Source organism: Flavobacterium sharifuzzamanii, assembly GCF_003254585.1.
GTDB lineage: Bacteria > Bacteroidota > Bacteroidia > Flavobacteriales > Flavobacteriaceae > Flavobacterium > Flavobacterium sharifuzzamanii.
In genome coordinates, this window is record NZ_QJGZ01000041.1 from 219,949 (window position 1) to 244,288 (window position 24,340).

General features: G+C 33.1%; 24 protein-coding genes. 10 read left to right on the forward strand and 14 right to left on the reverse strand.

Features of this window, described 5'->3' with window-relative positions; translation table 11 throughout:
- Positions 1-3 precede the first annotated feature (3 nt).
- The 3 genes from DMA14_RS18220 to DMA14_RS18230 are packed head-to-tail and all read left to right on the forward strand — an operon-like array spanning position 4 to position 2,548.
- Complete coding sequence (locus DMA14_RS18220; RefSeq protein ID WP_111425990.1) at positions 4-966, forward strand: DUF6624 domain-containing protein; 963 nt, start codon at positions 4-6, stop codon at positions 964-966.
- On the forward strand, positions 963-1,337 hold the full coding sequence (locus DMA14_RS18225) for a BlaI/MecI/CopY family transcriptional regulator (protein ID WP_111425991.1): 375 nt from the start codon (positions 963-965) through the stop codon (positions 1,335-1,337). The genes DMA14_RS18220 and DMA14_RS18225 overlap by 4 nt, the downstream gene beginning before the upstream one ends.
- Positions 1,334-2,548: a M56 family metallopeptidase gene (locus tag DMA14_RS18230; RefSeq protein WP_111425992.1), complete on the forward strand. Its 1,215-nt coding sequence runs from the start codon at positions 1,334-1,336 to the stop codon at positions 2,546-2,548. Before DMA14_RS18225 ends, DMA14_RS18230 begins: the two co-directional genes overlap by 4 nt.
- Before the next feature lie 183 nt (positions 2,549-2,731).
- Here the strand turns inward: DMA14_RS18230 and DMA14_RS18235 are convergent, their stop codons facing one another.
- On the reverse strand, positions 2,732-4,096 hold the full coding sequence (locus tag DMA14_RS18235; protein WP_111425993.1) for a saccharopine dehydrogenase family protein: 1,365 nt from the start codon (positions 4,094-4,096) through the stop codon (positions 2,732-2,734).
- A gap of 187 nt (positions 4,097-4,283) precedes the next feature.
- Between DMA14_RS18235 and DMA14_RS18240 the strand changes: the two genes are divergently transcribed.
- Positions 4,284-4,670 (forward strand): DUF423 domain-containing protein, encoded by a 387-nt coding sequence (locus DMA14_RS18240; RefSeq protein WP_111425994.1) that lies wholly within the window; start codon positions 4,284-4,286, stop codon positions 4,668-4,670.
- A 301-nt stretch (positions 4,671-4,971) separates the two neighbouring features.
- Positions 4,972-6,576: a phosphoenolpyruvate carboxykinase (ATP) gene (pckA, locus tag DMA14_RS18245; protein ID WP_111425995.1), complete on the forward strand. Its 1,605-nt coding sequence runs from the start codon at positions 4,972-4,974 to the stop codon at positions 6,574-6,576.
- Between the two features lie 124 nt (positions 6,577-6,700).
- Here pckA and DMA14_RS18250 read toward each other — a convergent pair whose 3' ends face one another.
- Both DMA14_RS18250 and DMA14_RS18255 read right to left on the reverse strand, forming a co-directional pair.
- Positions 6,701-7,759, reverse strand: a complete 1,059-nt coding sequence (locus DMA14_RS18250; RefSeq protein ID WP_111425996.1) for a phytase — start codon at positions 7,757-7,759, stop codon at positions 6,701-6,703.
- A gap of 74 nt (positions 7,760-7,833) precedes the next feature.
- Entirely contained in the window at positions 7,834-10,644 is a 2,811-nt protein-coding gene (locus tag DMA14_RS18255; RefSeq protein ID WP_111425997.1) for a TonB-dependent receptor, read from the reverse strand.
- 236 nt (positions 10,645-10,880) lie between these two features.
- On the opposite strand from DMA14_RS18255, the gene DMA14_RS18260 reads away from it, so the two are divergent.
- Positions 10,881-11,981 carry a DUF4407 domain-containing protein gene (locus DMA14_RS18260; RefSeq protein ID WP_111426239.1) on the forward strand — a complete coding sequence of 367 codons (1,101 nt, stop codon included), beginning with the start codon at positions 10,881-10,883 and terminating at the stop codon, positions 11,979-11,981.
- A gap of 133 nt (positions 11,982-12,114) precedes the next feature.
- Here DMA14_RS18260 and DMA14_RS18265 read toward each other — a convergent pair whose 3' ends face one another.
- From DMA14_RS18265 to DMA14_RS18305, 9 genes are all read right to left on the reverse strand, one after another.
- Positions 12,115-12,828 carry a PH domain-containing protein gene (locus DMA14_RS18265; protein WP_111425998.1) on the reverse strand — a complete coding sequence of 238 codons (714 nt, stop codon included), beginning with the start codon at positions 12,826-12,828 and terminating at the stop codon, positions 12,115-12,117.
- 72 nt (positions 12,829-12,900) lie between these two features.
- A complete protein-coding gene (locus tag DMA14_RS18270) occupies positions 12,901-13,272 on the reverse strand; it encodes an MmcQ/YjbR family DNA-binding protein (protein ID WP_111425999.1) in 372 nt (123 codons plus the stop codon).
- A 6-nt stretch (positions 13,273-13,278) separates the two neighbouring features.
- The gene (locus DMA14_RS18275; RefSeq protein ID WP_111426000.1) at positions 13,279-13,629 is read right to left on the reverse strand and encodes a DUF4260 domain-containing protein; all 351 of its coding nucleotides are present in this window, start codon (positions 13,627-13,629) and stop codon (positions 13,279-13,281) included.
- A complete protein-coding gene (locus DMA14_RS18280) occupies positions 13,626-14,027 on the reverse strand; it encodes a GNAT family N-acetyltransferase (protein ID WP_111426240.1) in 402 nt (133 codons plus the stop codon). Before DMA14_RS18280 ends, DMA14_RS18275 begins: the two co-directional genes overlap by 4 nt.
- A 150-nt stretch (positions 14,028-14,177) precedes the next feature.
- On the reverse strand, positions 14,178-14,951 hold the full coding sequence (locus tag DMA14_RS18285; protein ID WP_111426001.1) for a cyclase family protein: 774 nt from the start codon (positions 14,949-14,951) through the stop codon (positions 14,178-14,180).
- 86 nt (positions 14,952-15,037) lie between these two features.
- A complete protein-coding gene (hemW, locus tag DMA14_RS18290; protein WP_111426002.1) occupies positions 15,038-16,192 on the reverse strand; it encodes a radical SAM family heme chaperone HemW in 1,155 nt (384 codons plus the stop codon).
- Positions 16,193-16,313: 121 nt separating this feature from the next.
- Positions 16,314-16,685 carry a four helix bundle protein gene (locus DMA14_RS18295; RefSeq protein WP_111379597.1) on the reverse strand — a complete coding sequence of 124 codons (372 nt, stop codon included), beginning with the start codon at positions 16,683-16,685 and terminating at the stop codon, positions 16,314-16,316.
- 108 nt (positions 16,686-16,793) lie between these two features.
- Positions 16,794-17,348 carry a crossover junction endodeoxyribonuclease RuvC gene (gene ruvC, locus DMA14_RS18300; RefSeq protein ID WP_111288456.1) on the reverse strand — a complete coding sequence of 185 codons (555 nt, stop codon included), beginning with the start codon at positions 17,346-17,348 and terminating at the stop codon, positions 16,794-16,796.
- 5 nt (positions 17,349-17,353) lie between these two features.
- Positions 17,354-19,129 carry a WG repeat-containing protein gene (locus tag DMA14_RS18305; RefSeq protein ID WP_157957736.1) on the reverse strand — a complete coding sequence of 592 codons (1,776 nt, stop codon included), beginning with the start codon at positions 19,127-19,129 and terminating at the stop codon, positions 17,354-17,356.
- 90 nt (positions 19,130-19,219) lie between these two features.
- Between DMA14_RS18305 and DMA14_RS18310 the strand changes: the two genes are divergently transcribed.
- Both DMA14_RS18310 and DMA14_RS18315 read left to right on the forward strand, forming a co-directional pair.
- Positions 19,220-20,164: a lysylphosphatidylglycerol synthase transmembrane domain-containing protein gene (locus tag DMA14_RS18310; protein ID WP_111426004.1), complete on the forward strand. Its 945-nt coding sequence runs from the start codon at positions 19,220-19,222 to the stop codon at positions 20,162-20,164.
- Positions 20,161-21,264 carry a glycosyltransferase family 2 protein gene (locus tag DMA14_RS18315; RefSeq protein WP_111426005.1) on the forward strand — a complete coding sequence of 368 codons (1,104 nt, stop codon included), beginning with the start codon at positions 20,161-20,163 and terminating at the stop codon, positions 21,262-21,264. Before DMA14_RS18310 ends, DMA14_RS18315 begins: the two co-directional genes overlap by 4 nt.
- Before the next feature lie 12 nt (positions 21,265-21,276).
- On the opposite strand, the gene DMA14_RS18320 is transcribed toward DMA14_RS18315, so the two are convergent.
- Positions 21,277-21,762 carry a hypothetical protein gene (locus DMA14_RS18320; protein WP_111426006.1) on the reverse strand — a complete coding sequence of 162 codons (486 nt, stop codon included), beginning with the start codon at positions 21,760-21,762 and terminating at the stop codon, positions 21,277-21,279.
- 152 nt (positions 21,763-21,914) lie between these two features.
- On the opposite strand from DMA14_RS18320, the gene DMA14_RS18325 reads away from it, so the two are divergent.
- Both DMA14_RS18325 and DMA14_RS18330 read left to right on the forward strand, forming a co-directional pair.
- Positions 21,915-22,415, forward strand: a complete 501-nt coding sequence (locus tag DMA14_RS18325) for a DUF456 domain-containing protein (RefSeq protein WP_111426007.1) — start codon at positions 21,915-21,917, stop codon at positions 22,413-22,415.
- A gap of 285 nt (positions 22,416-22,700) precedes the next feature.
- A complete protein-coding gene (locus DMA14_RS18330; protein WP_008466405.1) occupies positions 22,701-23,303 on the forward strand; it encodes a DUF937 domain-containing protein in 603 nt (200 codons plus the stop codon).
- Between the two features lie 63 nt (positions 23,304-23,366).
- Here the strand turns inward: DMA14_RS18330 and DMA14_RS18335 are convergent, their stop codons facing one another.
- Complete coding sequence (locus DMA14_RS18335) at positions 23,367-24,275, reverse strand: pseudouridine synthase (protein ID WP_111426008.1); 909 nt, start codon at positions 24,273-24,275, stop codon at positions 23,367-23,369.
- Between the last annotated feature and the right edge of the window lie 65 nt (positions 24,276-24,340).

The window sequence follows — 24,340 nt, forward strand, 5'->3', positions numbered from 1 at the left end:
ACCATGAAAAAATTAATCACGCTTTCTTTTCTTTTAATGAACTGCTTTTTCTTGCAAGCTCAAACGTATAAAGAATGGGTTCGTAAAGCAGATTCATGCTACACGGCGAAAAACTATGAATTGTCTGTTTCGTATTATGAAAAAGCTTTTAAAATAGAACAGAAAGACAATCGAGATTTATACAATGCAGGCTGTTCTGCTTCTATGGCAAAAAGGAATAAAAAAGCATTCAAATGGCTGAATCTTTCTATCGATAACGGATACGAGAATATGGCGCATATTAAAATTGATAACGATTTAAAACCGTTACACTCAGAAAAAGAATGGAATAAGACAATTGATAAACTGCAAAAGAAGTTAGATGTTATTGGAGCAAATTATGATAAAGTGCTGGAAAAACAACTTGCGGAGATTTATACAGACGATCAGGAAATTCGAGGAGAATTTATGAATGTTTATCGAGCTACTAAACCTGACAAAAAGAAAATAGACAGCATTGGGAAAATTATGGAAAGAAAAGACAGTATTAACCTTATTAAGGTGATGAAAATACTGGACGAAAAAGGCTGGTTAGGAAAAAATGTTGTAGGCTCTCAGGGAAATCAGACTTTGTTTCTGGTGATTCAGCATGCCGATTTAGAATATCAGCAAAAATATTTGCCTATGATGAGAGAGGCTGTTAAAAATGGCAATGCCAATCCAGCAAATCTAGCTTATTTAGAAGATAGAGTTGCTTTGAGAGAAGGAAAAAAACAAATTTATGGCAGTCAGAGTTCAAAGAATAAAAAGACTGGTAAAATTTGTATTGCACCAATGATAGATCCAGATAATGTCGATAAAAGGCGTGCAGAAGTTGGACTTGGAACTATGGCCGACTATGCAGTAAAACTAAATATTGACTGGAACTTGGAGGAATATAAAAAGGAATTGGCTGAAACAGAAAAACTTGAAAATACAAAACCATGATACAATTATCAAATGCAGAAGAACAGTTAATGGAGCATTTATGGAAGCTTGAAAAGGCTTTTATGAAAGATTTGCTCGAAGCGTATCCGGAACCAAAACCGGCAACAACAACCGTGGCAACGCTTTTAAAACGAATGATCGATAAGAAGTTTGTGGCGTATAACGAATTTGGGAATTCGAGAGAATATTACCCTTTAGTGAAGAAAACAGATTATTTTGCAAAACACGTAAAAGGGCTGATTAGTAATTTCTTTAATAATTCGGCTTCTCAGTTTGCTTCGTTTTTTACGACCGAGACCAATTTATCGTCTTCAGAATTGGAAGATCTTAAAAAAATAATTGATTCAGAAATTCAAAAAAAGAAAAAATGATAACGTATCTTTTAAAATCGGGTTTGCTGCTTGCTGTTTTTTATGCGGTGTATAAATTGTTGTTAGAAAACGAAAGAATGTTTCGTTTTAATCGTGCTTATCTTCTCGGAAGTTTGATTTTTAGCCTAGTTATTCCGCTACAATTGTTTTCGATTGCATCATTTTTTCCGTCAAAAATTAAAACAATTCAGCTAGATGAAATAATGATTGTGTCTAGTAAATCAATCTTAAGCGAAGTTTCATACAGTGAAATCGTATATTTCTCTTTAGGTGTAATTTATATTTTTATTACAGCAATTTTACTGATTCGATTTGCTGTAAATGTGTCTTCTTTTTTCGTGAAAATGAAAAAGAATTCTGTAGAATTTATAGATAATCAGAAACTTGTTTTAATGAAAGAATCGATTTTGCCGCACTCTTTCTGGAATGCTATTTTTATTAGTAAAGAAGATTTTGCAAATGGAAGAATTCCGTCAGAATTAATCGCTCATGAAAAAGCACATTTGCAGCAAAAACATACTTTGGATATTCTTTTTGTTGAGGTTTTGCAAATCGTATTTTGGTTTAATCCGATGTTTGTTTTGTTTGAAAAAGCCATAAAACTCAATCATGAATTTTTGGCTGATGAAGCGGTAAACAGACAATTTGATGAAGTTAAAAGCTATCAGAACTTATTATTGCAATTTGCTTCAAATAAACATACTGTTGCTTTGGCAAGTAATATCAATTATCAAATAACCAAAAAACGTTTAATAATGATGACCAAAAAAGAATCTGTTGCAAAGGCTGTATTTAAAGTACTGGCGGTTGGCGCTATTAGTATGATATTATTATTTACTTTCAGTTCTGAAGCTGTTGCCCAAGACGTTAATATTGTGAATAATAAGGTGTATAAAGCTGGCGATTCTGAAATCAAGCAACCTGAATTTCCGGGAGGAATGCTGGAGTTCTACAAGTTTGTGGGACAACGCTTTAAAATTTCGGAAGAAGTCTCAAAAAATAAGATAGACACAAAAATATACATGCAGTTTATGGTTGAAAAAGACGGAAGCTTATCTGAAATTACAATTGTAAAAGATGCGGGATACGGACTAGGAGAGGAAGCAATTCGTGTTTTAAAACTTTCGCCAAACTGGATTCCAGGTAGTGAAAACGGAAAACCAGTTAGAGTGTTGTATTCTCTACCAATTACTATTCAAACTGAGAAATAGAGTTTCAGAGTAACAAAGGAGCAAAGTGACAAAGGTTTTTTTGCGCAAAGTATAAAGCCTTTGCCACTTTGTTCCTCTGAACCTTTGCGCCTCAAAATAAAAAAATCCGCTTCTTGATGGGAGAAGCGGATAAAATTAAAAACTAATTAAAAAAAAATTCTAAAATAAACATGCAGACCAAGACTAGAACAAGTCTGGGTTGTATCCAAAATAAGGTACATTTTGTTCGTTAAAAATGACCCCATATTCTTCTAGCTCTTTCAAAATAGGTTCGTAAACTTCCTTTTTAATAGGAAGCTGAACGCCTGGAGTTGTGATTTTTCCGTTTAAGATTAACAAAGTGGCAATCGCAACCGGAAGTCCGACTGTTTTTGCCATTGCAGTATAAGTTTGGTCTTCGCCAATACAAACCATTTTAGAGTCGATTTGTTTCTTTTCGCCATTCAATTCATAACCAAATTTGTGATACATCACGATCATGTCTTTATCATCTGGTTCAAGAGCCCAGCTTTCAGATAATATTTTCTCCAAAATTTGAGCAGGAGTAGCATTTGGGAGATTTACTTTTTTGTTTGGGTTAAATAAATCCAGTTCCAAAAGTTTATCCCACATAATATCGTCCTGATCGATTTTTAGAATCAATCGAGTTTTGATTTCGACAGAATCGGTTGGATGATACGGAAGGAAAGAATTGATGAACTGACGATAACTCATATTTTCTGACCCCTCTAAAACATAGCTATCATCAGTCATCCCGAGCTGTACAAACATATTCCAAGCGCGAGAATAACCCACTCTTCTAATTGTACCTCTATATAAGGTAAGAACATCATCTAAGCCATAAACTGATCTGTATTTAAGAGAGTCACGGTTAGAATAAGCTTCAAACTTTCCGTAGCCTTCTACTTCAAGAAATTCGGTTCTGCGAAATAAAGCGCTGTAGGGAATATATTTATAAGTGCCTTCTTGGATAAACTTGGCAGCGCCACCTTGACCGGCCAAAACTACACTTCTTGGTGCCCAAGTAAATTTGTAGTTCCATAAATTATTATCAGATTCAGGAGCTACAAGTCCGCCGCAGAAAGACTCAAACAAAAGCATTTTACCGCCTTTTGATCTTATTTCGTCAATGACTTTCATGGCGCTCATATGATCGATTCCTGGATCAAGACCAATTTCGTTCATGAAAATCAGATTGTTTTGAATGGCTTCTTCGTTTAAGGCCTGCATTGCATCACTAATATAAGATGCGGTAACAAGATGTTTTTTGAATTCAAGGCAGTCTTTTGCAATCTCGATATGAAGATGTGCAGGAAGCATAGAAATTACAATTGATGCATTTGCAATAGCTTTTTTTCTTTCATCAGAATTAAAAATATCTAAGGCAATCGGAGTGGCATTAGGATGGTCTTGTGTTTTTGCTTTGGCAAGATTCAATGAAAGATCGGCTACTGTTAAATGCAGCTTTTCTTCATTAGATTTTGATAGTAAATATCGAATCAAAGAAGATGCAGATCTTCCTGCTCCAAATATTAAAATGTTTCTCATGTCTTAAATATTTAACACAAATATATTTAAATGTTATAAATATAACAATTCAAATTAAAGAAAATTAAATTATTTTTTTCGCAAAACCCGAAAAATAATTTGATTTTGTTCTAAATAATCCAGAAACAAAGGCGGTTTTTCAGTTCGTTTGAATTATTTTTGTTTGAAATTTCAAAAGAGATATATTATGAAAAGAAGAATTATTCTAACTGGAGCTTTTATTGGTATGCTGGCTATTATTTTGGGTGCTTTTGGTGCTCACTTATTGAAAAAATATCTTTCGGTTGATCAATTAAATACTTTTGAAGTTGGTGTTCGTTACCAAATGTATCATGCTCTTTTTCTTCTTTTTTTATCTACCCAAAAAGACATTGCAGAAAAAACCTTAAAAACCATCTATAATTTAGTAGTTGCAGGCGTTTTGCTTTTCAGCGGTTCAATCTATTTATTGGCAACAAAAGACTACACTTTGTTCGAATCTAAAATTATCGTATTCGCAACACCTTTGGGTGGTTTCTTATTAATTATCGCTTGGGCGCTATTATTCTTTACGATTTTGAAGAGAAAATCATAAAATCCCGAAAAAAAAATTCTGTCTAAGAATTAATCTTTAATTTTGTCACATAAATAACATATAACTTTATTTGTGTGACTTTTTTGTATTTTCTTTTATGAAACAAAAATAATATAACAAATTCGCGCATAAGGTTGTAAATAAACAAATTAAGAGCGATTATTTTTTTCTTTTTGTAATTTTAAAAGTGAAATTTCTCTTTTTTAATATAAATAGAAGTGAAATTTAATTATTTTAAAAGAAATAAAAATTAATCTGTAATTTTGCTTTAAACAAAAAATCACACACAACTTAAAAATTTATGGACACTAATACAGTTTTCGCGCAATCGATTTCGTTAAAAGAGTTAGGAATTGAAAATGCAAAAGTTCGTTATCAACTATCTGCAGATGAATTACATGCGATTACTTTGCAGTCTGGTCAAGGTGTTGAGAATTCTACTGGAGCATTAGCAATTAATACAGGTGAATTTACAGGTCGTTCTCCACAAGATCGTTTTATCGTAAAAGATGATATTACTAAGGATCAAGTTTGGTGGGGGAATGTAAATATCCCATTCGAGCCTCAAGCTTTTGAAAAGCTTTATAATAAGGTAACAGCATTTTTATCAAACAAAGAAGTTTTTGTTCGTGATTCTTATGTGTGTTCTGATCCAAATTATAGATTGAATGTTCGTGTTGTAACAGAAACTGCTTGGTCAAACTTGTTTTGCTACAATATGTTCTTACGTCCAGAAGCTTCAGAACTGGCTAATTTTACTCCAGAATGGACTGTAGTTTGCGCTCCAAGTTTTATGGCAGATCCTGCTGTAGACGGAACACGCCAGTCTAATTTTGCTATTTTAGATTTTACTAAAAAAATTGCTTTAATTGGTGGAACTGGTTATACAGGAGAAATGAAAAAAGGAATTTTCTCTGCATTAAACTTTATTCTTCCAGTTTTCAAAAATACACTTCCAATGCACTGCAGCGCCAATGTTGGTGAAGCAGGAGATACAGCAATCTTCTTCGGATTGTCTGGTACAGGAAAAACAACTTTATCTGCAGATCCAGAGCGTAAATTAATCGGAGACGATGAGCACGGTTGGACAAATGAAAACACTGTTTTCAATTTTGAAGGCGGATGCTACGCAAAAGTTATCAATTTAACTGAAGAAAATGAACCGGACATTTTTAGAGCAATCAAAAAAGGAGCGCTTTTAGAAAATGTGGTTTTCAAAGCAGGAACAAACGTAGTTGATTTTGACGATGTTTCTATTACTCAAAATACTCGTGTAAGTTACCCAATTACACATATTGATAATGTTCAGCCAGGTTTGATTGGACACAATCCTAAAAATATATTTTTCTTAACAGCGGATTCTTTCGGAATTTTGCCTCCAATCTCAAGATTGACTCCAGGTCAGGCGGCTTACCACTTTATTTCTGGATATACGGCAAAAGTTGCTGGAACAGAAGCTGGTGTAACAGAGCCTCAGCCTAATTTCTCTGCTTGTTTTGGAGCTCCATTTATGCCTTTGCACCCAACGCGTTACGCTGAAATGTTGAGCAAAAAAATGAAGGATGCAGGAGTAAAAGTTTGGTTAATCAACACAGGATGGACTGGAGGAGCTTACGGAACAGGAAGCCGTATGAAGCTTAAATATACTCGTGCTATGATTACTGCTGCATTAAAAGGAGAATTGAATGATGTAGCGTTTAAAAATCATGAAGTGTTTGGAATTGAAATTCCTCAAGATTGTCCAAATGTTCCAGTGGAAATTTTAAATCCTAGAAACACTTGGGAAGATAAAGATTTATACGATAAAAAAGCGTTGGAATTAGCACATAAATTCAAAGCTAATTTCGCCAAATTTGAAGAGTTTGCAAATGCTGAAATCTTAGCAGGAGCACCGATTACAGAATAAAAGGAATTATTTAATTCAAAATAAAAAAGCTGTTCAGAAATGAACAGCTTTTTTTAGTTGGTTTCCAATCGCAGTAAAAAAAATAGACACTGAACACGGGACTGCGACTGAAAACCTTGAAACTTTATTTTTTAGCTTCGTCTATACGTTTTTGAATTAAATCCCAAGCGTAATAGTGGAAAGTCATTCCGTTGCTCATCGCTACAAAAAGTCCGTTTTTATATTGTCCGCCAAGGTTAACGCTTGTAACATCTGCACCATCACATTCAATTGTTGATGTTGGAACTTCAGCTAATAAAGGATGATTGTTTGCGTTTCCTTTTGCACCTTCTCTCGGATAAACCATAAAAGAGTTTGCTTGCTGATTTGATACTAAAATATATCCTGTAGAATCTGTTTTTTTGTAGATCGCGATTCCTTCGTGATCTGCTTTAAAGTCTTTCTGACCAAAGAAAGCCAATTCTTTATTATCGTTTAAAGCAGGATCTGCTTTGTATTTTCTAATTCCAGCTTGTTCATCACAATAGTACACAAAACCTAATTCGTTGTCTACTGCAATAGCTTCAATTTCTTTTTTACCGCTATACGTTCCGAATTTGCGAACCACTTTTGCTGTCGCGAATTTTCCATTTCCAGAAAGTTCATATTGCCATAAATAACTTCCAGAAGGCCCAGTTTTTCTTCCCACAATAGCAAAAATCTTCCCGTCGCTTGGGCGAGTGTATAATGAAACTCCCATTGGATCACGTTGAGATTCTCCTTCAAAAACAGGAATTCCGCCGTTATCAATTGGTTCTAAATCGGGTAAACTAAAAATTCTAATTTTGTTTTCTTCACGTTCTGTAGTAACGGCAACATCTACTTTTTTTTCGTCAATAATTAATCCGTAAGCGATATCAACGTTGTTAGGACGTTTTAGTGGAATTGATTTTTTAAGGATTTTTCCATTCAAATCAAAAGCGTATAAACCGCCGTCTGTATCTTTATCTGTTCCGACAATAATACTCTTTGAAGCATCAGTTGGATTAATCCAAATTGAAGGATCGTCTGTGTCGTGCGGAAGTGCTTCTGTAACTGTTGTAGGTTTTACAGCATTCGGTTGAATTGGCGCCAGTTTATCATTTTTACAAGCTGCAAATGCCAAGCTCAAAAGTAAAAAAGCAACTAAAAATTTATTTTTCATTTGTATTATATATTTTAATGCAATTAGACAGAGCATTAAACTCTGTCTAATTTAAGAATTTTAATTTTTTCAGATTACAAGTCTAGTTTCAATCCGAAATTGTAACGTGGCTGGTAATATTCAGCTTGTTTTGTGTGTGCAGCAACTCCTTGGTAGTAGCGTAACGGCTGATTTGTTAAGTTATTTGCTTCAGCAAAAACACGTAATTGTTTCGTGATTTTATAAGAAGCATTGGCATCTAAGAAAAATTGCTTGTCATAGTAGCTGTCTTTGTAAGACTCAGAACCTAATTCATCTAAATAATCAGATGTAAAGTTGGTTGAGATTCTTGCAGAAAAACGCTTGTTTTCCCAAGATAAAGATCCGTTAAACATATGTGGCGTTGTTCCTGGAAGGCTGATGTCATTTCTTTCGTTTCCATCTTCATCAGCAATTCCGCTTGCTTTAGATTTTGTATAAGTATAGTTTAAATAGATACCAAAACCTTTTAAGAACTTACCAGGCAAGAAATCTAACTGACGCTGAAAAGCAACCTCAAATCCATAAACATCTACATTTTCTCCATTTCTTGATTGTAAAAATGACCAGTTTTCTCCCGCTGGAATTGGGTTTGCCTGATTAGGGAAATCTGCAGCAAATTTCGCATCAGTATATTGATTGTCGCTGTAGTTATAGATGAAATCATTTAATCTTTTGTAAAAAACACCTCCAGAAATTAAACCAACAGATTTGAAATAGTTCTCTGCCATGAAATCATAATTGTATGAATAAGTAGCTTTAAGATCTGGATTTCCAGCTGTAATTTCTTTGTCAGCAGCAATGTTATTTACATAAGGTGCTAATGCATAATAGTTTGGTCTGGCTAATGCTGTTGTAGCTGCAGCTCTTAAAACTAGATCTTTTGTTGCATTATATTGTAATGAAATACTTGGCAATAAATTGGTGTAAGAGTTGGTATTGTTGATTTTGCTTTCTAATTCTTCTTCGTCCAATACGCGGTTTCCTGTATAATCGATATGCGTATTTTCGACACGAAAACCTAAAACCATAGAAAGTTTATCGTTAAAATCCTGATCCCATCTTACATAAGCAGCAGTAATTCTTTCTTTTGCATTATAGTTTACAGCTAAATATTCTGCTGGATCTGCTTCTTTATCAAATAAAGCAGGATTATTTAAATCTAAACTTCCTAAGAAAGCTGCAGAAGCAAAAGTTCCCGGTACATATTTACTTCCTGGATTAAAATCTTTTCCGTCAAAATAGCTTGTTGGAACTTGAGATAATAATTCCATATCATCATTAATTGGCTCATAAGAATAGAACATATTGTTTCTTTCTTTTTCTTTTAAGCGAAGTCTAAGACCAGTTCTTAATCTTCCTTTTTCTCCAGCAATAACAGAAAATGGGAAACGGATATTTACTTTAGCTCCAAATTCGCTTTCGCTTGTTTCATCTGTGTTTTCAGTAACTGAATCAAATTTAAATTTGTCAACAGATTCTCCAACTGTTGTTATTAAAGGAAATCTAATGTCTGATAAATCTTCAAACATTTCTAAACCTTTCTGACGGTATTCGATATAACGCTCACCCGGACGGTATTCTCTTGCTTTTGCATAGTTCGCAGACCAATCTAAATCTAAAGTAGAATTGATTAAGTGCTCTCCACGAATAGAATAGTTTTGAACTCTTTGATCTTCTAATCTTCTGTTTTTATTTCTGTTGTTGTCTAAACCACCTTTTGTCTGACGTTTTACACGACCTTCAAAACCTACAATTTCTTCCCCATTATAAAGTGGCTCAATATCATCGTAAGTAGTTCTGAAACGGTTTTCTCTGTCATCTCTCCAATTGTAGATTGCATTAGCAAAAATGGTATTGTTGTCATTGAATTTATAATCTAAAGCAACAGATGCACTGCGACGAATACGCTGTACATCATACTTTCTAATTTCAGATGCTTGTAAATACTCATTTCCAAAATCATCTTTTACCCATTCGTTTTCGATGTTATCAGAACCGTAATCAACATTGTTATAAGATCCGCTGAAAACTACTCCTAATTTATCATTTGCAAAACGGTTACCATAAACTAAACCAGCAGTATAAGAGGCGTGGTCGCGAATTGGTAAATATCCTCCAGCAAGAGTTGCAGAAATTCTTTCTCCGTTTGGAGTTGCTCTTGTAATTAAGTTTACAGAACCTCCAATTGCATCAGCATCCATATCAGATGTAAGCGTTTTGTTTACTTCGATTGTAGAAATCATGTCAGACGGAATCAAGTCCATTTGTACGTTTCTGTTGTCTCCTTCTGCAGATGGAATTCTATCACCATTTAAAGTAACAGAGTTTAAAGATGGAGCCAAACCTCTAATAATAATGTTACGCGCTTCACCTTGATCATTTTGCATTGTGATACCTGGAACACGTTTTAAAGCGTCTCCCACGTTAGCATCTGGAAAACGTCCCATTTGATCTGAAGAAATTACGTTTCCGATATTTTTATTGTTTTTTTGCTGATTCAGTGCTTTTGCTTGACCTTTTAAGATGTCTCCAACAACAACTTCTTTTAGCTCATTCTCAGAAGCTTTAAGTGCAAAGTCGATTACATTGTTTCTTCCTTGCTCCACTTTTATTTCTTGAGTTAAAGTAGTATATCCAATATATTTTACTTCAACTTTATAAGTTCCCTCATTAATATTTAATAATTCAAAACGACCGTTATAATCAGAAACGGTGTATTTTTTCTCGCCTACAATTTGAACCATAGCTCCAGGAAGAGGCAGTTTGTCATCAGCGTCCAATATCTTTCCAGAGATAATGGCCTTCTGTGCAAAACCTGTAAAGGCGAATAAAAAGAATGCGGTTAATAGATAAAATTTTTTCATTGTGTGTGTTTAGTTTGATTTTCGGTTGCGAAACTAAGGCCTGCGTATTACTAAAGCCTTGAAAAAAAATTAACATAGTGTTATGATTAGTCAGTTATTGCTTATAATTATTAATGTTTAACTAACATTTAAACTTCAAACGTTTGATTCACAACTAAAAAGAAATTGATATTTTGACTGTATTTGAAAATTTGGCTTTAAATTTGCCTTATCATCTTAATCAAAAATCATCAATCATGTTAAAACAATTTTTTATTCTATGTTCAGGAGTCGATAGAGACCTCTTGAAAGACTGCTCAGAAGGCGAACAAACCAAATATGTTGGTATTGGCGCCACCGTATTCTTTACAGCAGTTATGGCTTTCTTGGCCAGCGCTTATGCGCTTTTTACCGTTTTCGATTCTATTTATCCGGCTTTAATTTTCGGATTTGTTTGGAGTTTATTGATTTTTAATCTTGACCGTTTTATTGTTTCTACGATTAAAAAAAGAGATCGTTTCTTAGACGAATTTCTGCAAGCAACTCCGCGTATTGCTTTGGCTATTATTATTGCTATCGTAATTTCGAAACCTTTGGAAATTAAAATCTTCGAAAAAGAAATCAATACCGTTTTGCTGAAAGAGAAAAATGAAATGAAATTGGCTAATAAAAAGCAAATTGGAACGTATTTCAAAACAGACTTAGATAAAAATAAAGCTGAGATTGCCGCTTTAAAAGCTGATATTGTAAAGAAAGAAAAAGAAGTAAACGATTTGTATTCGGTTTATATTACCGAAGCAGAAGGAACTGCAGGAACTAAAAAACTAGGAAAAGGTCCAGTTTATAAAGAAAAACGAGAAAAGCACGATGCAGCTTTAAAAGAATTCGAAACGCTAAAAAAAACAAACGAAGCTAAAATTGCCGAAAAAGAAAAAGCAGGCGTTCAGCTTCAAGCTGATTTAGATAAAAAAGTTTCACAAACTCAGCCAATTATTGAAGGTTTCGACGGATTAATGGCGCGTATTAATGCTTTAAATAAACTGCCTTGGTTGCCGTCATTTTTCATTATGCTGTTGTTTTTAGCTATTGAAACTTCACCCATTATTGCCAAATTATTAGCACCAAAAGGAGAATTCGATTTCAAACAAGAAGAAGCCGAAACAGCAATGAAAGCGACTTTAGCTCAAAACAAATACCAACGTGAATTATTAGTTAAAACCAGCGCTGAAATGCATGATAAAGTTTACGCTGATATCGCAGAAGATAAAGGTTTGTTTGATCTGCAGCGAAAAAATGCAAAAGAGTTACTAGAACTGCAATCGCACAAATTTGTAGAAAAGCAGAAGGCGACTTTATAAGTACAAAGTGCAAAGTTTCTAAGTACAAAGTTATAAATGCAAAGCCCGAAATAGAATCTCTATTTCGGGCTTTTTTATTTTAGACAAAGTCAATAATCTTTGTACTTTGTACTCAGAACTTTGTACTTTAAAATTACATGTAACTTAAAATCTCTTTTTTGTAAGCATCATATTCTCCTTGCATGATTAAACCATTATCAAGAAGCTTTTTGTAATTCTGTAGTTTGTCAAAAAGTTCTTCTTTAGATAAGTCACTTAATCTACGTTCTCCAGCAGGTTGAGCTGGTTGTGTCGGAAGCGGTTCGTAAGTTTCTGTAACAGCAGGAGCAGCTGGTAAAATTTCAGCAAAGCTTGTTACTTCTTCTGTTTCTACTTCTTCGATTTCTTCCTCTGCTTCTTCTTCAAAAATTGGTTCAGCAGTTTCTTGAATTGGAGTTGCCGTTTGAACAGGATTTTTTAGTAAATCCAATTGTTCTTTAGCGTAAGTATAAATTTTTCTAGCTTGAATTTTTGGAATATAATCAATAGAAACGGCTAAATCTGTTTTTGTTCCAAATGAAAATTCAGAACCCAAAATATTCTCCTTTACAAAAGTACTTGCAATATCATCCCAAGTATAATCTGTAAAATCCATAGAAAGACCTAGATTTTTAGGTTTGCAGATAATGATACGTTTGTTTGTTAATACAATACTATCAGGAAAAACAGTAATTGCAGGTTTTTTTTGCACTGCAATATATCCAACTTCTTCGCCTTTCATCAATAAATCTGAGAGTTTCGAAGTGATTTTTTCAATCGCCTTTGGATCTTGTTCTTCGTTTAGAAATTTTTTAAATTGTTCTTTCATGATGCTATAAAATGCTAATTTGCAAACTGATTCGGGTTTTTAAGTTTTGATCTTACCCTGCAAATGTAATGCCTAATTTTTTAATTCGATAATTTCATTCTGAATTTTCTTTGTCAAACTTTTGAAAACCAAATCATACGAATGGTCTATCAATTCTTTGACGAATTTGTCTGGAAGATTTCCGTTTAAAGCGATCGTATTCCAATGCACTTTGCTCATATGATAACCGGGTTGAATTTCGTCATATTCAGCTCTGAGTTCCTGCGCGCGGTCTGGATCACATTTTAAATTTGCTGATTGCTCATTTTTTTCCCATTGAGAAAGAGAAGATAAAGCAAACATTTTTCCGCCTACTTTAAAAACCAAAGTATCTTCATCAAAAGGAAAATGTTCACTTACTCCTTTTTTCGACAGACAATATTCGTAAAACGTTTCTAAATTCATAATTGTTTATTTACCAATTTCACCCAAATGTGTGTATTTAAAACCTTTTTCATATTTAAGACCGTAACCAAAAATGCGATCCATTGCTGAATGTGAAAATAATATAATTCCAGCTAACTGAATACTTTCAATGTTTAAATAACATCCTAAAGCATAAATTAAAAGAGCAATTCCTTTATGATGAAATAAATTATAGGCAAATGCACCTGTTTTGTTTCCAAAAACATATCCAATCATCGATAAATCTGGAGCCAAAATTAAAACCAAAAACCACCACCATTCGTAATTCAAACGGTTAAAAAGAAATATTCCAAGAATAAATAAAGCGATTTCTTCTAGTTTTAAGATTGTTTTCATTTGACTATTTTTTCCATCATCTTTTCGGGATGATTCAGTTTTGTAAATCCGAATTTCTCATATAAAAAGTGAGCGTCAGTTGTTGCCAAGCGCCAGATTTTTACTTCTTGCAATTGAGGCTCATTCATCATAGCATCAATTAGAATAGATGAATAACCTTTTCCGCGATGTTCTTCATCAATAAAAACATCCATTAAATAAGCGAAAACGACATAATCAGTTATGACGCGTGCAAAACCAATTTGCTTGTCATCTAAATAAATTCCAAAACAAACCGAAGCATCAATCGTACGCTGGACTTCTTCAATAGTTCGTCCCGCAGCCCAGTAAATGTCTTTTAAAAAGTTCTGTATAAATGGAATGTCGAGTTTGGTTTTATCTGTAGAAACACTAATCATATTGTTTTTGTTTTTTTTGCCACGAATTTCACGAATTAATTTTTTGCCACAGATTAAAGGATTAAAATGATTAAATCTGTGCAAATCTTTTTAATCTGTGGCAAAAGAAAAAAAGAAATTCGTGCAAATTCGTGAAATTCGTGGCAAACCTTAAACCTTATATAAAATTGGTTTTGATGGACTTGCATCATTTTCAAACGAAGCGATTTGAAGATTTAGTATATAATTTCCATCTTCAATTTCGTCTGAAACATAAATCATTTCGGTTATTGTGGCATTAAATCTTGCATCAGAATTTAAATTGTGCGTGTCTTTTACATTCCAAAACGCTTTGTGCGCTAATAATTTTCCTTCGTCATGTTCTTTGTCTACACTTGGCAAATCGATCAATAAATGTTGAATTTCGCTTTCGCGGATGAAAATCGCAGCCTCTTCAGACAAATATGGTGGATTTGTATTCGAATATTTTCTTGATTTCTTTTCCTTCTGATTTGGAAGAGTCCGAATTATTATCGCTTCCAATTTTGTCACGCTGAGCGGAGTTGAAGCGCCCAACGCTTTTTCAATTAATTCTTTCGTAATCACAAAATCATCTCCAATCTTTTCAGGTTCAACTGTAATCAATTTAGCAGAAAAGAAAAACTGTTTCAACGACTGATTAATGCTATAAAAATCATTCGTAATATGACCTAAACATTCCGTGTGCGTTCCATGCCCATGCGGATTGAAGAAAATATTATTGAAATTAGTAGATGATTTCCCTTCTGAAACTTTTCCAATCCAGTCGCCAAAAACTACTGGTTCAATGACTGGTTTTTCAATATACCAAGCAATCGGATTTTCATCTGTATTGGTTAAAGGAATAGAAATATCAATAGGTTTTGATAAGTCGATTTGATATTTATTGTCGAGAATTACAATCATTTGGGACACGGATTTTACGGATATACTAACGCGGATTCTACGGATTTATCAGCGTTGCTTGCATCCGTTTTATCAGCGTCCTATTTTTAGTCTTCCAAATTTAAATAAAACAGATCACTTGCAATTCCATCCGTTAAAAATTTTCCTTTTGGAGTTGGTTTTAAAATGTTGTTTTCGATTGAAAGTAAATCGTCATTTAAGAATTTTTGAGATTGTTCAAGTAAATAATTCAAATATTCTGATCCAAATTCCTTTTCAATTCTGTCTAAAGAAACACCCCAAATCGTTCGTAAACCTGTCATAATATATTCGTTATAACGATCTGAAATGGTTAATATTTCTGTTTCAATAGGAAGTTCGTCGTTTTGAATCGCTTTCAAATACAAAGAATTATTGGCAATATTCCAGCCTCTTTTTTCACCATCATAACTATGTGCCGAAGGACCAATTCCGATATATTTTTTGCCCAGCCAATACGCCGAATTGTTTTTGGAGAAATAATTCTCTTTCCCAAAATTGGATAATTCGTAATGGATAAAACCATTTTTTTGAAGCATCTCAACCAAAATCATAAAATGGTTTGAAGCGACTTCGTCTTGCGGTTCAGCGATTTTTCCAGTTTGAATTAATTTGCTTAAAGCCGTTTTCGGTTCAACTGTCAAAGCATAACTCGAAATATGTGGAATGCCAAAATCCAAAGCAGTCTGAATATTCTGTTTCCACATTTCGTCGCTCAATCCTGGAATTCCATAAATCAAATCAAGCGAAATATTGTCAAAGTATTTTGTTGCTTCTTCCAAACATTTTTTGGCTTCCGCCGAATTATGAGCGCGATTCATCATCTTCAAATCTTCTTCGTAAAAAGATTGAATTCCGATGCTTAATCTATTTATTGGGCTTTTAGATAATTCTAAAATTCTTTCGGGCGACAAATCATCTGGATTTGCCTCAAGAGTAATTTCTGGATTTTCTACAACTTTATAGTTTTTATAAACTTCAGAAATTAAAAAGTTGATTTCGTTATTCGATAAAACCGAAGGAGTTCCACCACCAAAATAAATGGTTTCTATAATCTCATTGTCACTTCGAGCGGAGTCGAGAAGCTCATTTTTGCGCATGCCAATTTCTTTAGCCAGAGCCAAAACCATCTCGTCTTTCTTTTTCATTGAAGTCGAAAAATGAAAGTCACAATAATGACAAGCCTGCTTGCAAAAAGGTATGTGAATGTAGATACCGCTCATATTTTTAGTGTTCAGTGTTCAGAATATTAGTGTTCAGATTTTAGTGATCAGTCAGTGTTCAGTTTTTTAGTGATCAGTTTTTTACCAATTACAAACTGATCACTAAAAAACTGAACACTGATCACTCTTTTCTAACTCCAAACTTCTCCGGGTTTAAAAGCATATAGTTTAATAATTTACCTATTTCAATACTTTCGGATAAAAGTTCATCATAAGTTTCATTTGAAATATATTTACAAGCAAAAGCAAATTCTAGCCAAGTTTGTGTTTCAGAGTTTTCACCATCAGAATCGGTTAGTTTACTGTAGAAATGTTTTGGATAGATACGTTTTCTATAAGCTTCTGCAATAGTAACAGTAACACTTCTGGATGAGCGTCTAATTTGATCAGTTAATGAATAAGTTTCTTCTTTAGGAAACTGTTTTGTAATATTAAATATCTTCATCGCTAAAGAAAAAGATTTTTTGTAAGCTAATAAATCTTGAAATCTCATTATATTTTTTTAATCACAACGAAATATTTGAAAGAAAATTACTTCAAAATAAGATTGTTTTTTGGCAAGATCTGAATTAGCTGATCACTAAACACTGAAGACTGAACACTACTTCTTGACTCGATCCTCGTTTTGTTTCACAAAAGCATCCCAACCAGAATAGCTTTTTCCTGCCACAACTTTTCCTGAATTAAAGTGATGACAAACCGCAGCTGCCAAACCATCTGTTGAATCGAGATTTTTTGGTAATTCTTTTAAGCCTAAAAGCTGTTGTAGCATTTTGGCAACTTGTTCTTTGCTGGCATTTCCGTTTCCGGTAATCGCCATTTTTATCTTTTTAGGTTCGTATTCCGTAATCGGAATTCCTCTTGAAAGCCCTGCTGCCATTGCAACGCCTTGTGCGCGACCTAGTTTCAGCATCGATTGCACGTTTTTGCCAAAGAAAGGTGCTTCAATCGCAATTTCGTCTGGACAATGTGTTTCGATTAATTCGATGGTTCGTTCAAAAATGATTCTTAGTTTTTGGTAATGATTATCGTATTTGGATAATTGCAATTCGTTTAATTGCAGAAATTCCATTTTTTTATTGATTACTTTAATCAATCCAAAACCCATAATCGTGGTTCCGGGGTCAATACCTAATATGATTCGTTCTTGTGTCAATTTTTTTAATTGTAATAATAAGAGAATTTATTTTCTACTTCATTTTTGGAAAGATCCGATTTGATTACTTCATTTTTATTATTTATTATCGAATATTTTCCATTCTTCAAGACGTAAAATTCAGTTTCTTTTTTCTTTGAAAAGAAACTAGGCTCCAGATATATTTTTTCATAGATAAATGGAATTACCTGTTTATTTTGAATCGTAACAACACCATATTTACCATTTTTAGATAGAATAATTATTTTATCACTATCATAAAAAAGACTATCATAGATTACTGGGATAACGGTTTTTCCTTCTTTAGTAATTAAACCTTGTTTTTTATCTTTTGTTACGAAATGAAAGTTCGAGCCAGGGCCATATTCTACCCAATTTGACATTTCGGTATACTGAAAAGGAATAATAATTCCACCCAACCTATCTATAACACCATATAAACCATTTTGCTTGGCAATAAATTTATTAATCTGGTCATAAAAACAGGGTTGTAAATCTTGATAATCAAAATTTATTATTGTTTTTAATTCTTTGTTAATGATTCCAACTTTGCCATTTTTCTTTATGATATAATAAGCTAAATCCCGACTATTTTGCTCGATTTCTTCGTTGTCAATAGGATAAGTAGTTTTGTTGTTCAAATCAACAAGTCCAAATTTACCCTTATATTTTACGATTGCATTGTTATTGCTTCTAAAATCTCGAAATTCATCATACATAACAGGAATTACTAATTCCCCTTTGGTGTCAATTGCGCCATATTTTCCATTTAAGTCCTGAATATGGTAAATTTTTTGGATCTTGTTTGCTAAGGATGCATGATCAAATGAAAAGTCTTTTATCTTGTCGTAAATTTTCTTTCCATTCTTATCAAGTAAAACCAAATAATTGCCTTTTTTTGCAACAAAAATTTCAGATTCATGATATGATTCTTCAGGATGTTCTATAGTATCATATTCTGGTTTTACGCGTTCTTTTCCAAATTCATCAATGATGCCATATTTATGATTTTTTGAAACAATGGCAATTCTGTTTTTATTGAATCTTTCACCTGTGTTGTATTTTCCACAAGAAACTACTTCTTTTAAGTTTTTGTCCAAATAAGCAATTTGTTTGTTTTTTCGAACTAAGATCAATCCATTCTTCCAAAAGGTGCTTTCGCTTTCTCCGTCAATATTAATATTAGTTAAAGCAATTTCATCATAAATAAAATCAGATTTTTGCTTTCCAAATGAATCAAAAAATGCCCATTTTCCTTTTTTATTCAGAGAAACTAAACTGTCTGCTGTACCTTCGTTTGCGTTTTGATAAATGATAGGAATTATTTCTTTTCCTTGTTTATTTATAAAGCCATACAGTTTATTTTTCTCTACGAGAGCTAATCCTGTTTTTTGAAAGTACGTCTCATCTTCAAATTGAATTGGAATTACAATTTTTCCTCTTCGATTAACAAAACCATATTTATTGTCCTTTTTTATACAAGCTAAATCTTGACTAAACAGGCTAATGTCATCATAATCAAAAGGGACAATTACATTTTCATGAATGTCAATGTAGCCATGTTTGTTCTTTAATTCGGCTAATATCATCCCTTTTTCATCAATTGGATTTAGAAATTTATATTTTCCTAAAGGAATAATTACATTTCCTTTTTCATCATTATATCCCCAAGAGCCTTTGCCCATGATTCTAACATACTGTTTTGGCGCATTATTGTCAATTTTGCTACATGAGATCATTAGCATTAATAAAAAAGCAAATATGATGCGTTCTTGTGTCAAGAGATTGTGGTTTCAAGTTTAAGGTTTCAAGTTTAGAAAATTGCCTCATTTTCTCACTTCCTAATTGTCACATTTGATTACTTTTGCGGCATGATTTCAATTCCTCACAAAGCTAAGCAATTCCTAGTTCTTCTGGCCAAACTTTTAATTGTTGGCGGCGCATTTTATTTTATTTATAATCAGTTGGCTAACAACGATAAATTAGACTGGCAGAAGTTTATTGTTTTGTTTAAGAAAAATCAATCGGTTTTAGGGATTTCGTTTATCTTGCTTTTGAGTGTTTTGAATCGTTATTTCGAGATTTTGAAATGGCAGAATCTGGCACAAGTAATTCATAAAATATCGGTTTATGAAGCTACAAAACAGGTTTTAGCTGCTTTGACAGCAGGAATTTTTACGCCAAATGGAGTGGGAGAGTATGCTGGAAAAGCTTTGTATTATCCAAAATCGGAAGCTAAAAAAGTTGTTTTCTTAAACCTGATTTGCAACGGAATCCAGATGATTTTAACGATCATTTTTGGGATTTTCGGATTACTGTATTTTAATGCTGAATTTAATGTAATTACAACCAAAACGGTTCTAATTCTTTTTGGTGGATTTGCATTACTTTTAATTTTATTATTTTCAATAAAAAAGATAAAAGTAAAAGGATATTCAATTGAAAAACTGATTCACAAAATCAATGAAATTCCAAAATCTATTCATCAGAAAAATATCTTTTTAGGCATTTGCCGTTATTTGGTTTTCTCGCATCAATATTACTTTTTGTTTTTAGGTTTTGATGTCGATTTACCTTACTTAACTTTAATGGCAGCCATAACATCAGTTTACTTTTTAGCCTCTTCATTGCCAACTTTTCAGTTTTTAGATTTTGCGGTAAAGGGAAGTGTAGCAATATATTTCTTCGGAATTTTGGGTGTCAACGAATGGATTGTAATTTTCATCAGCACTTTAATGTGGTTTTTGAATGTTGTTTTACCAGTTGTTTTTGGAAGCTATTTTGTACTGAATTTTAGAACTAAAACAATAGAATGATATTGGCTCTATTTGTCATATTAGCAATTTATATTGTGAGCATTTCTTTGCTGATTTATGGTTTTTTCAGAGTGAAGAAATATCAAAAAACAGATTTAAAACCGCAAACGAGTTTTACGATTATAGTTCCGTTTCGGAATGAAGAAGAAAATCTGCCAAAGCTTTTAGAGAGTTTTTCAAAATTAAATTATCCAACAGATTTATTTGAAGTGATTTTAGTTGATGACGCTTCAATTAAAAAGTTTCAGGTTTCAAGTTTCAGGTTTCAAGTTTCAATAATTGAGAACATTAGAATTTCCAGTTCTCCCAAAAAGGACGCCATTACAACGGCAATACAGTACGTAAAAACCGATTGGGTTATTACAACCGATGCCGATTGTATTGTTCCCGAAAAGTGGTTGTTGACTCTTGATAACTATATTCAGCAGAACAAAGTTGCAATGCTTGCTGGAGCTGTAACTTATCAATGTGAAAATTCATTTTTAGATCATTTTCAGCAATTGGATTTAACCAGTTTACAAGGCGCAACAATTGGGAGTTTTGGTTTAAATAAAGGATTTATGTGTAACGGAGCCAATTTTGCGTACAGGAAATCATTGTTTGAAAAACTGAATGGCTTTGATGGGAACGACAAAATCGCCAGCGGAGACGATGTTTTTTTACTGCAGAAAGCAATTGAAAAGTTTCCTGATGAAGTTCATTATTTAAAAGCTCAAGAAGCAATTGTAGTTACAAAACCAACTGAAAATTGGAAGACATTATTTCATCAGAGAGTGCGTTGGGCGGCCAAAACTAGTTCGTATAGAAGTTCTTTCGGAAAACTATTAGGCTTAATTGTTTTCTTTGGAAATTTGAGTTTTGTAATTGGATTTTTCTTTCTCCTTTTTGGAATCTGGTCGTATCCGATTTTTGTGCTTTTTGCTTTTTCGAAGTTTGCAATTGATTGTGTTTTGCTTTCAATAACGAATCAATTTTTGACTAAAACCAGAATAAAAAGCCTTTTGTTGAGTAGTTTGCTGTATCCGTTTTTTAGTTCGACAGTTGCTTTGTACAGTCTTTTTGGTTCTTATGAATGGAAAGACCGTCAGTTTAGAAAATAGCTTCTTATAAAACTATTTATCGTCTTTTGCTTTTATAATAACAGGTAGAATAAATTGCGTTTTTACAGGAATTCCACGTTTTATTGCCGGATTTACTTTTGGGAAATCGACTAGACGCGCATGTAGAATACTGTCAATCTTTATGGTGTCATAAGCCACAGAGTCTTTTGGAAACTGAGGTTCGAACTTCATAGTCGAGTTTGGAAAAACAGTTACTTTGACTTCTATTGTGTCTAATTCTGGATATAATATAGAAAGAGTATCAACGTTTAATTTTTCTTGTATAAGGTTTGACATGACCTCAAAAAAACATTGCTGGCGCTTTTTTTTATCGGCAATTTTATCGCAATTTGGAACAGAAGGATATTCGTCAACTTCTTTCCAATTAATTGATTTTAATTCTTTTTGAAGTAGCTCTTTTTCAGACGGAACCTGCTTCTCAAAATATTGACAAGAATTAAAAAGAATACATATAAAAAAAGGGAAAAACTGCCTCAAAGTTTTAAAATTGAATGAATGAACAAAAATACGATTTTTTTTGCGAAGCTTACCGCTGTTATGAATCTTCCATACTTTAAAGATACATATTTTAAGGTTTGTGCGAAAAAAAATAAAGTAGTAATTTGTAAAAATAAATTGATAAAAATGATATGGATTTACTTTTAGTTCTGTTGGGTTTTATATGCGTAGTTGTGGGTGTTTTTGGGAGTTTTCTTCCTGTCTTACCTGGATTATCAAGTTGCTGGGTAGGGTTACTGTTGCTGTATCTGACCAAAGCAGTAGAAAATAATTACTGGATTCTAGGAGTCACTTTTGTTTTGATGGTAACGATTACAATTTTGGATTATGTGATTCCATCTAAGGGAACCAAAAAGTTTGGAGGAAGCTCTTATGGAGTCTGGGGAACTAACATTGGTTTGATTGTAGGGATTGTAGCGCCTATTCCGTTTGGAATCATCATAGGGCCGTTTGTTGGAGCACTTGTTGGTGAATTATTATACGATTCTCAAAATCACAAACGTGCGCTAAAAGCTGCTACGGGTTCTGTTCTCGGATTCTTAGCTTCGAGTTTTGTGAACTTCTTTTTTTCAGTAATTTATCTCGGGATTTTCTTGACTGTCCTATGGCAAAATAGGCAGCTTATTTTCTAAATGGTAATTTTGACTTTAAGCTTTTTCTTATATTTTTGATTTTTTGAAAAAAAACTCTTAAAATTTTAAAAATAAGTTTTGTATCTTATAAGTTACGCCAAGCTTTATATTTCCTCATTTTCCTATTTTTTAGGGCTAAATGCTTGAAAATCGACTACCTAAATTTTTAACTTAATTTTTGGAAATGTTAAAATATTTTATATTTTTATCACGATAATCGATGAAAAGCCTCACTTTATCGGTTATTTTAAATAAGTATAAATAATCATTTTTTAAGTTATGAGTATGACCCCAAACCTACAAATTGAACTTAGACGCTTTATTTCTTCTAATGTTGTCTCCAAGTTAAACAAGTTTTATTTTGAAAATGATGCACTTTTAATCAAGGGAATAGATGTCTCGATCGGCACAATTTTGATGGGACTCTACAACAAAGCCGAAGAATCTGATTTTTACTCCGAAATTGTTTCACTAATCCAAGAAGATTCCACTTTTTACCAAGAAGTAGATTTTAATGCAGGCAGAATTTTATCAGTCGATGACTGTTACCGTTTAGAAGGAAATGTATTGCTGAAAGAATTGTTCTCTAATAAAAAAGGCAGAATTTCAGAAATGGTTTCTAATGAAGTTGGCATTAAAAGCGAAACAGCCAGAGAAATACTTAACTTTTCAGCATTACTTGTAATGTCTTATTTAAGATACAATCTTCAATTAATAGAAAGTTTAAAACTCCTTTTAGAAGATCAAAAAAGAGATATTTTAAACAGCATTCCGCCCGGAATCAAAATCATCCTAGGTTTTTCAAATTACGAAACAGTAGAAGATAAAAACCAATCTATCGGAAGATCTATTTTCACCCTTTTCGGACATAATTTCTTTAGTTTTTAAAAATAAAAAATCCCATTTTCAAGAAGGAAAACAGGATTTATTATGGCTTAATTTGAAAAACGCTTAAACGTTTTTCAAATTGATAATTTCTTGGTCGGTCAAAAAGCGCCAGTTTCCGCGAGGAAGATTCTTTTTGGTCAATCCAGCAAATGAAACACGGTCAATTCTTAAAACATTATATTCGAAAGATTCAAAAATAGAACGCACCACTTTTACGTTAGCAGTACGCAGTTTAAGACCAACTTCGCTTTTTGGTTCGTTATCAATATAGCTTACTTCTTCAACAAAAACGCGGTGTCCATCTAGAACTAAACCTTTGCTGATTTTTTCTAAATCTTCAAATTTCAAGTTTTTGTCTAAAGAAACCTGATAGATTTTAGACGATTTCTGATTCGGCAATGTAAATTTACGAATCATATCAGTGTCGTTTGTAAACAAAAGCAAACCAGTTGTATTCTTGTCCATTCTTCCGACAGCAGCAATTTTTGCATTTGTAGCACCACGGACAAGTTCTAGAACGTTACGATATTCCTGGCCTTCATCTAGGGCAGTCGTGAAGTTTTTAGGTTTGTTTAATAAAATATATTCTTTCTTTTCAGGAGTTAGTGTAACGCCGTCAAAGTTTACAACATCATTCAGTTTTACCAAATAACCCATTTCTGTAACTACAGTACCGTTAACTTTAACGTTTCCAGACTGAATATAAATGTCGGCATCACGACGAGAACAAACACCAGAATTAGAGATGTATTTGTTTAGACGAATTTCATCTGAAGCTTTTTGTCTCTTAGCAGGCTGATTTTGTTTTCTAAATTTTTCAGCAGCAGCTTCCTGAGCAGCTTTAACTTCAGGTTTTACTTTTTTAGGCCCTTGCGCGCGCTTAGCCATAGGAGGTTTTGGCTTGTTAGAGTTTGATCGTGAGCTATTTGGTCTCGATCCGCCTCTTTTATTGTTGCCTTCCTTGTTGTTCATAGAATCATTAATTTGTGCAAAGATAGTTTTTTCCTGCTAATAAATCTTAAGTTCAATGTTCTTAG

Bases quoted from the DNA above. Each gene is read 5' to 3' on its own strand.
- DMA14_RS18230 (WP_111425992.1), top strand. From the start codon at position 1,334: ATGATAACGTATCTTTTAAAATCGGGTTTGCTGCTTGCTGTTTTTTAT.
- DMA14_RS18270 (WP_111425999.1), bottom strand. From the start codon at position 13,272: ATGAATTTAGAAACGTTTTACGAATATTGTCTGTCGAAAAAAGGAGTA.
- DMA14_RS18225 (WP_111425991.1), top strand. From the start codon at position 963: ATGATACAATTATCAAATGCAGAAGAACAGTTAATGGAGCATTTATGG.
- DMA14_RS18255 (WP_111425997.1), bottom strand. From the start codon at position 10,644: ATGAAAAAATTTTATCTATTAACCGCATTCTTTTTATTCGCCTTTACA.
- DMA14_RS18335 (WP_111426008.1), bottom strand. From the start codon at position 24,275: ATGAACAACAAGGAAGGCAACAATAAAAGAGGCGGATCGAGACCAAAT.
- DMA14_RS18220 (WP_111425990.1), top strand. From the start codon at position 4: ATGAAAAAATTAATCACGCTTTCTTTTCTTTTAATGAACTGCTTTTTC.
- hemW (WP_111426002.1), bottom strand. From the start codon at position 16,192: ATGAGCGGTATCTACATTCACATACCTTTTTGCAAGCAGGCTTGTCAT.
- DMA14_RS18265 (WP_111425998.1), bottom strand. From the start codon at position 12,828: ATGAAAGAACAATTTAAAAAATTTCTAAACGAAGAACAAGATCCAAAG.
- DMA14_RS18275 (WP_111426000.1), bottom strand. From the start codon at position 13,629: ATGAAAACAATCTTAAAACTAGAAGAAATCGCTTTATTTATTCTTGGA.
- DMA14_RS18235 (WP_111425993.1), bottom strand. From the start codon at position 4,096: ATGAGAAACATTTTAATATTTGGAGCAGGAAGATCTGCATCTTCTTTG.
- pckA (WP_111425995.1), top strand. From the start codon at position 4,972: ATGGACACTAATACAGTTTTCGCGCAATCGATTTCGTTAAAAGAGTTA.
- DMA14_RS18315 (WP_111426005.1), top strand. From the start codon at position 20,161: ATGATATTGGCTCTATTTGTCATATTAGCAATTTATATTGTGAGCATT.
- DMA14_RS18330 (WP_008466405.1), top strand. From the start codon at position 22,701: ATGACCCCAAACCTACAAATTGAACTTAGACGCTTTATTTCTTCTAAT.
- DMA14_RS18325 (WP_111426007.1), top strand. From the start codon at position 21,915: ATGGATTTACTTTTAGTTCTGTTGGGTTTTATATGCGTAGTTGTGGGT.
- DMA14_RS18285 (WP_111426001.1), bottom strand. From the start codon at position 14,951: ATGATTGTAATTCTCGACAATAAATATCAAATCGACTTATCAAAACCT.
- DMA14_RS18250 (WP_111425996.1), bottom strand. From the start codon at position 7,759: ATGAAAAATAAATTTTTAGTTGCTTTTTTACTTTTGAGCTTGGCATTT.
- DMA14_RS18295 (WP_111379597.1), bottom strand. From the start codon at position 16,685: ATGAGATTTCAAGATTTATTAGCTTACAAAAAATCTTTTTCTTTAGCG.
- DMA14_RS18280 (WP_111426240.1), bottom strand. From the start codon at position 14,027: ATGATTAGTGTTTCTACAGATAAAACCAAACTCGACATTCCATTTATA.
- DMA14_RS18310 (WP_111426004.1), top strand. From the start codon at position 19,220: ATGATTTCAATTCCTCACAAAGCTAAGCAATTCCTAGTTCTTCTGGCC.
- DMA14_RS18260 (WP_111426239.1), top strand. From the start codon at position 10,881: ATGTTAAAACAATTTTTTATTCTATGTTCAGGAGTCGATAGAGACCTC.
- DMA14_RS18240 (WP_111425994.1), top strand. From the start codon at position 4,284: ATGAAAAGAAGAATTATTCTAACTGGAGCTTTTATTGGTATGCTGGCT.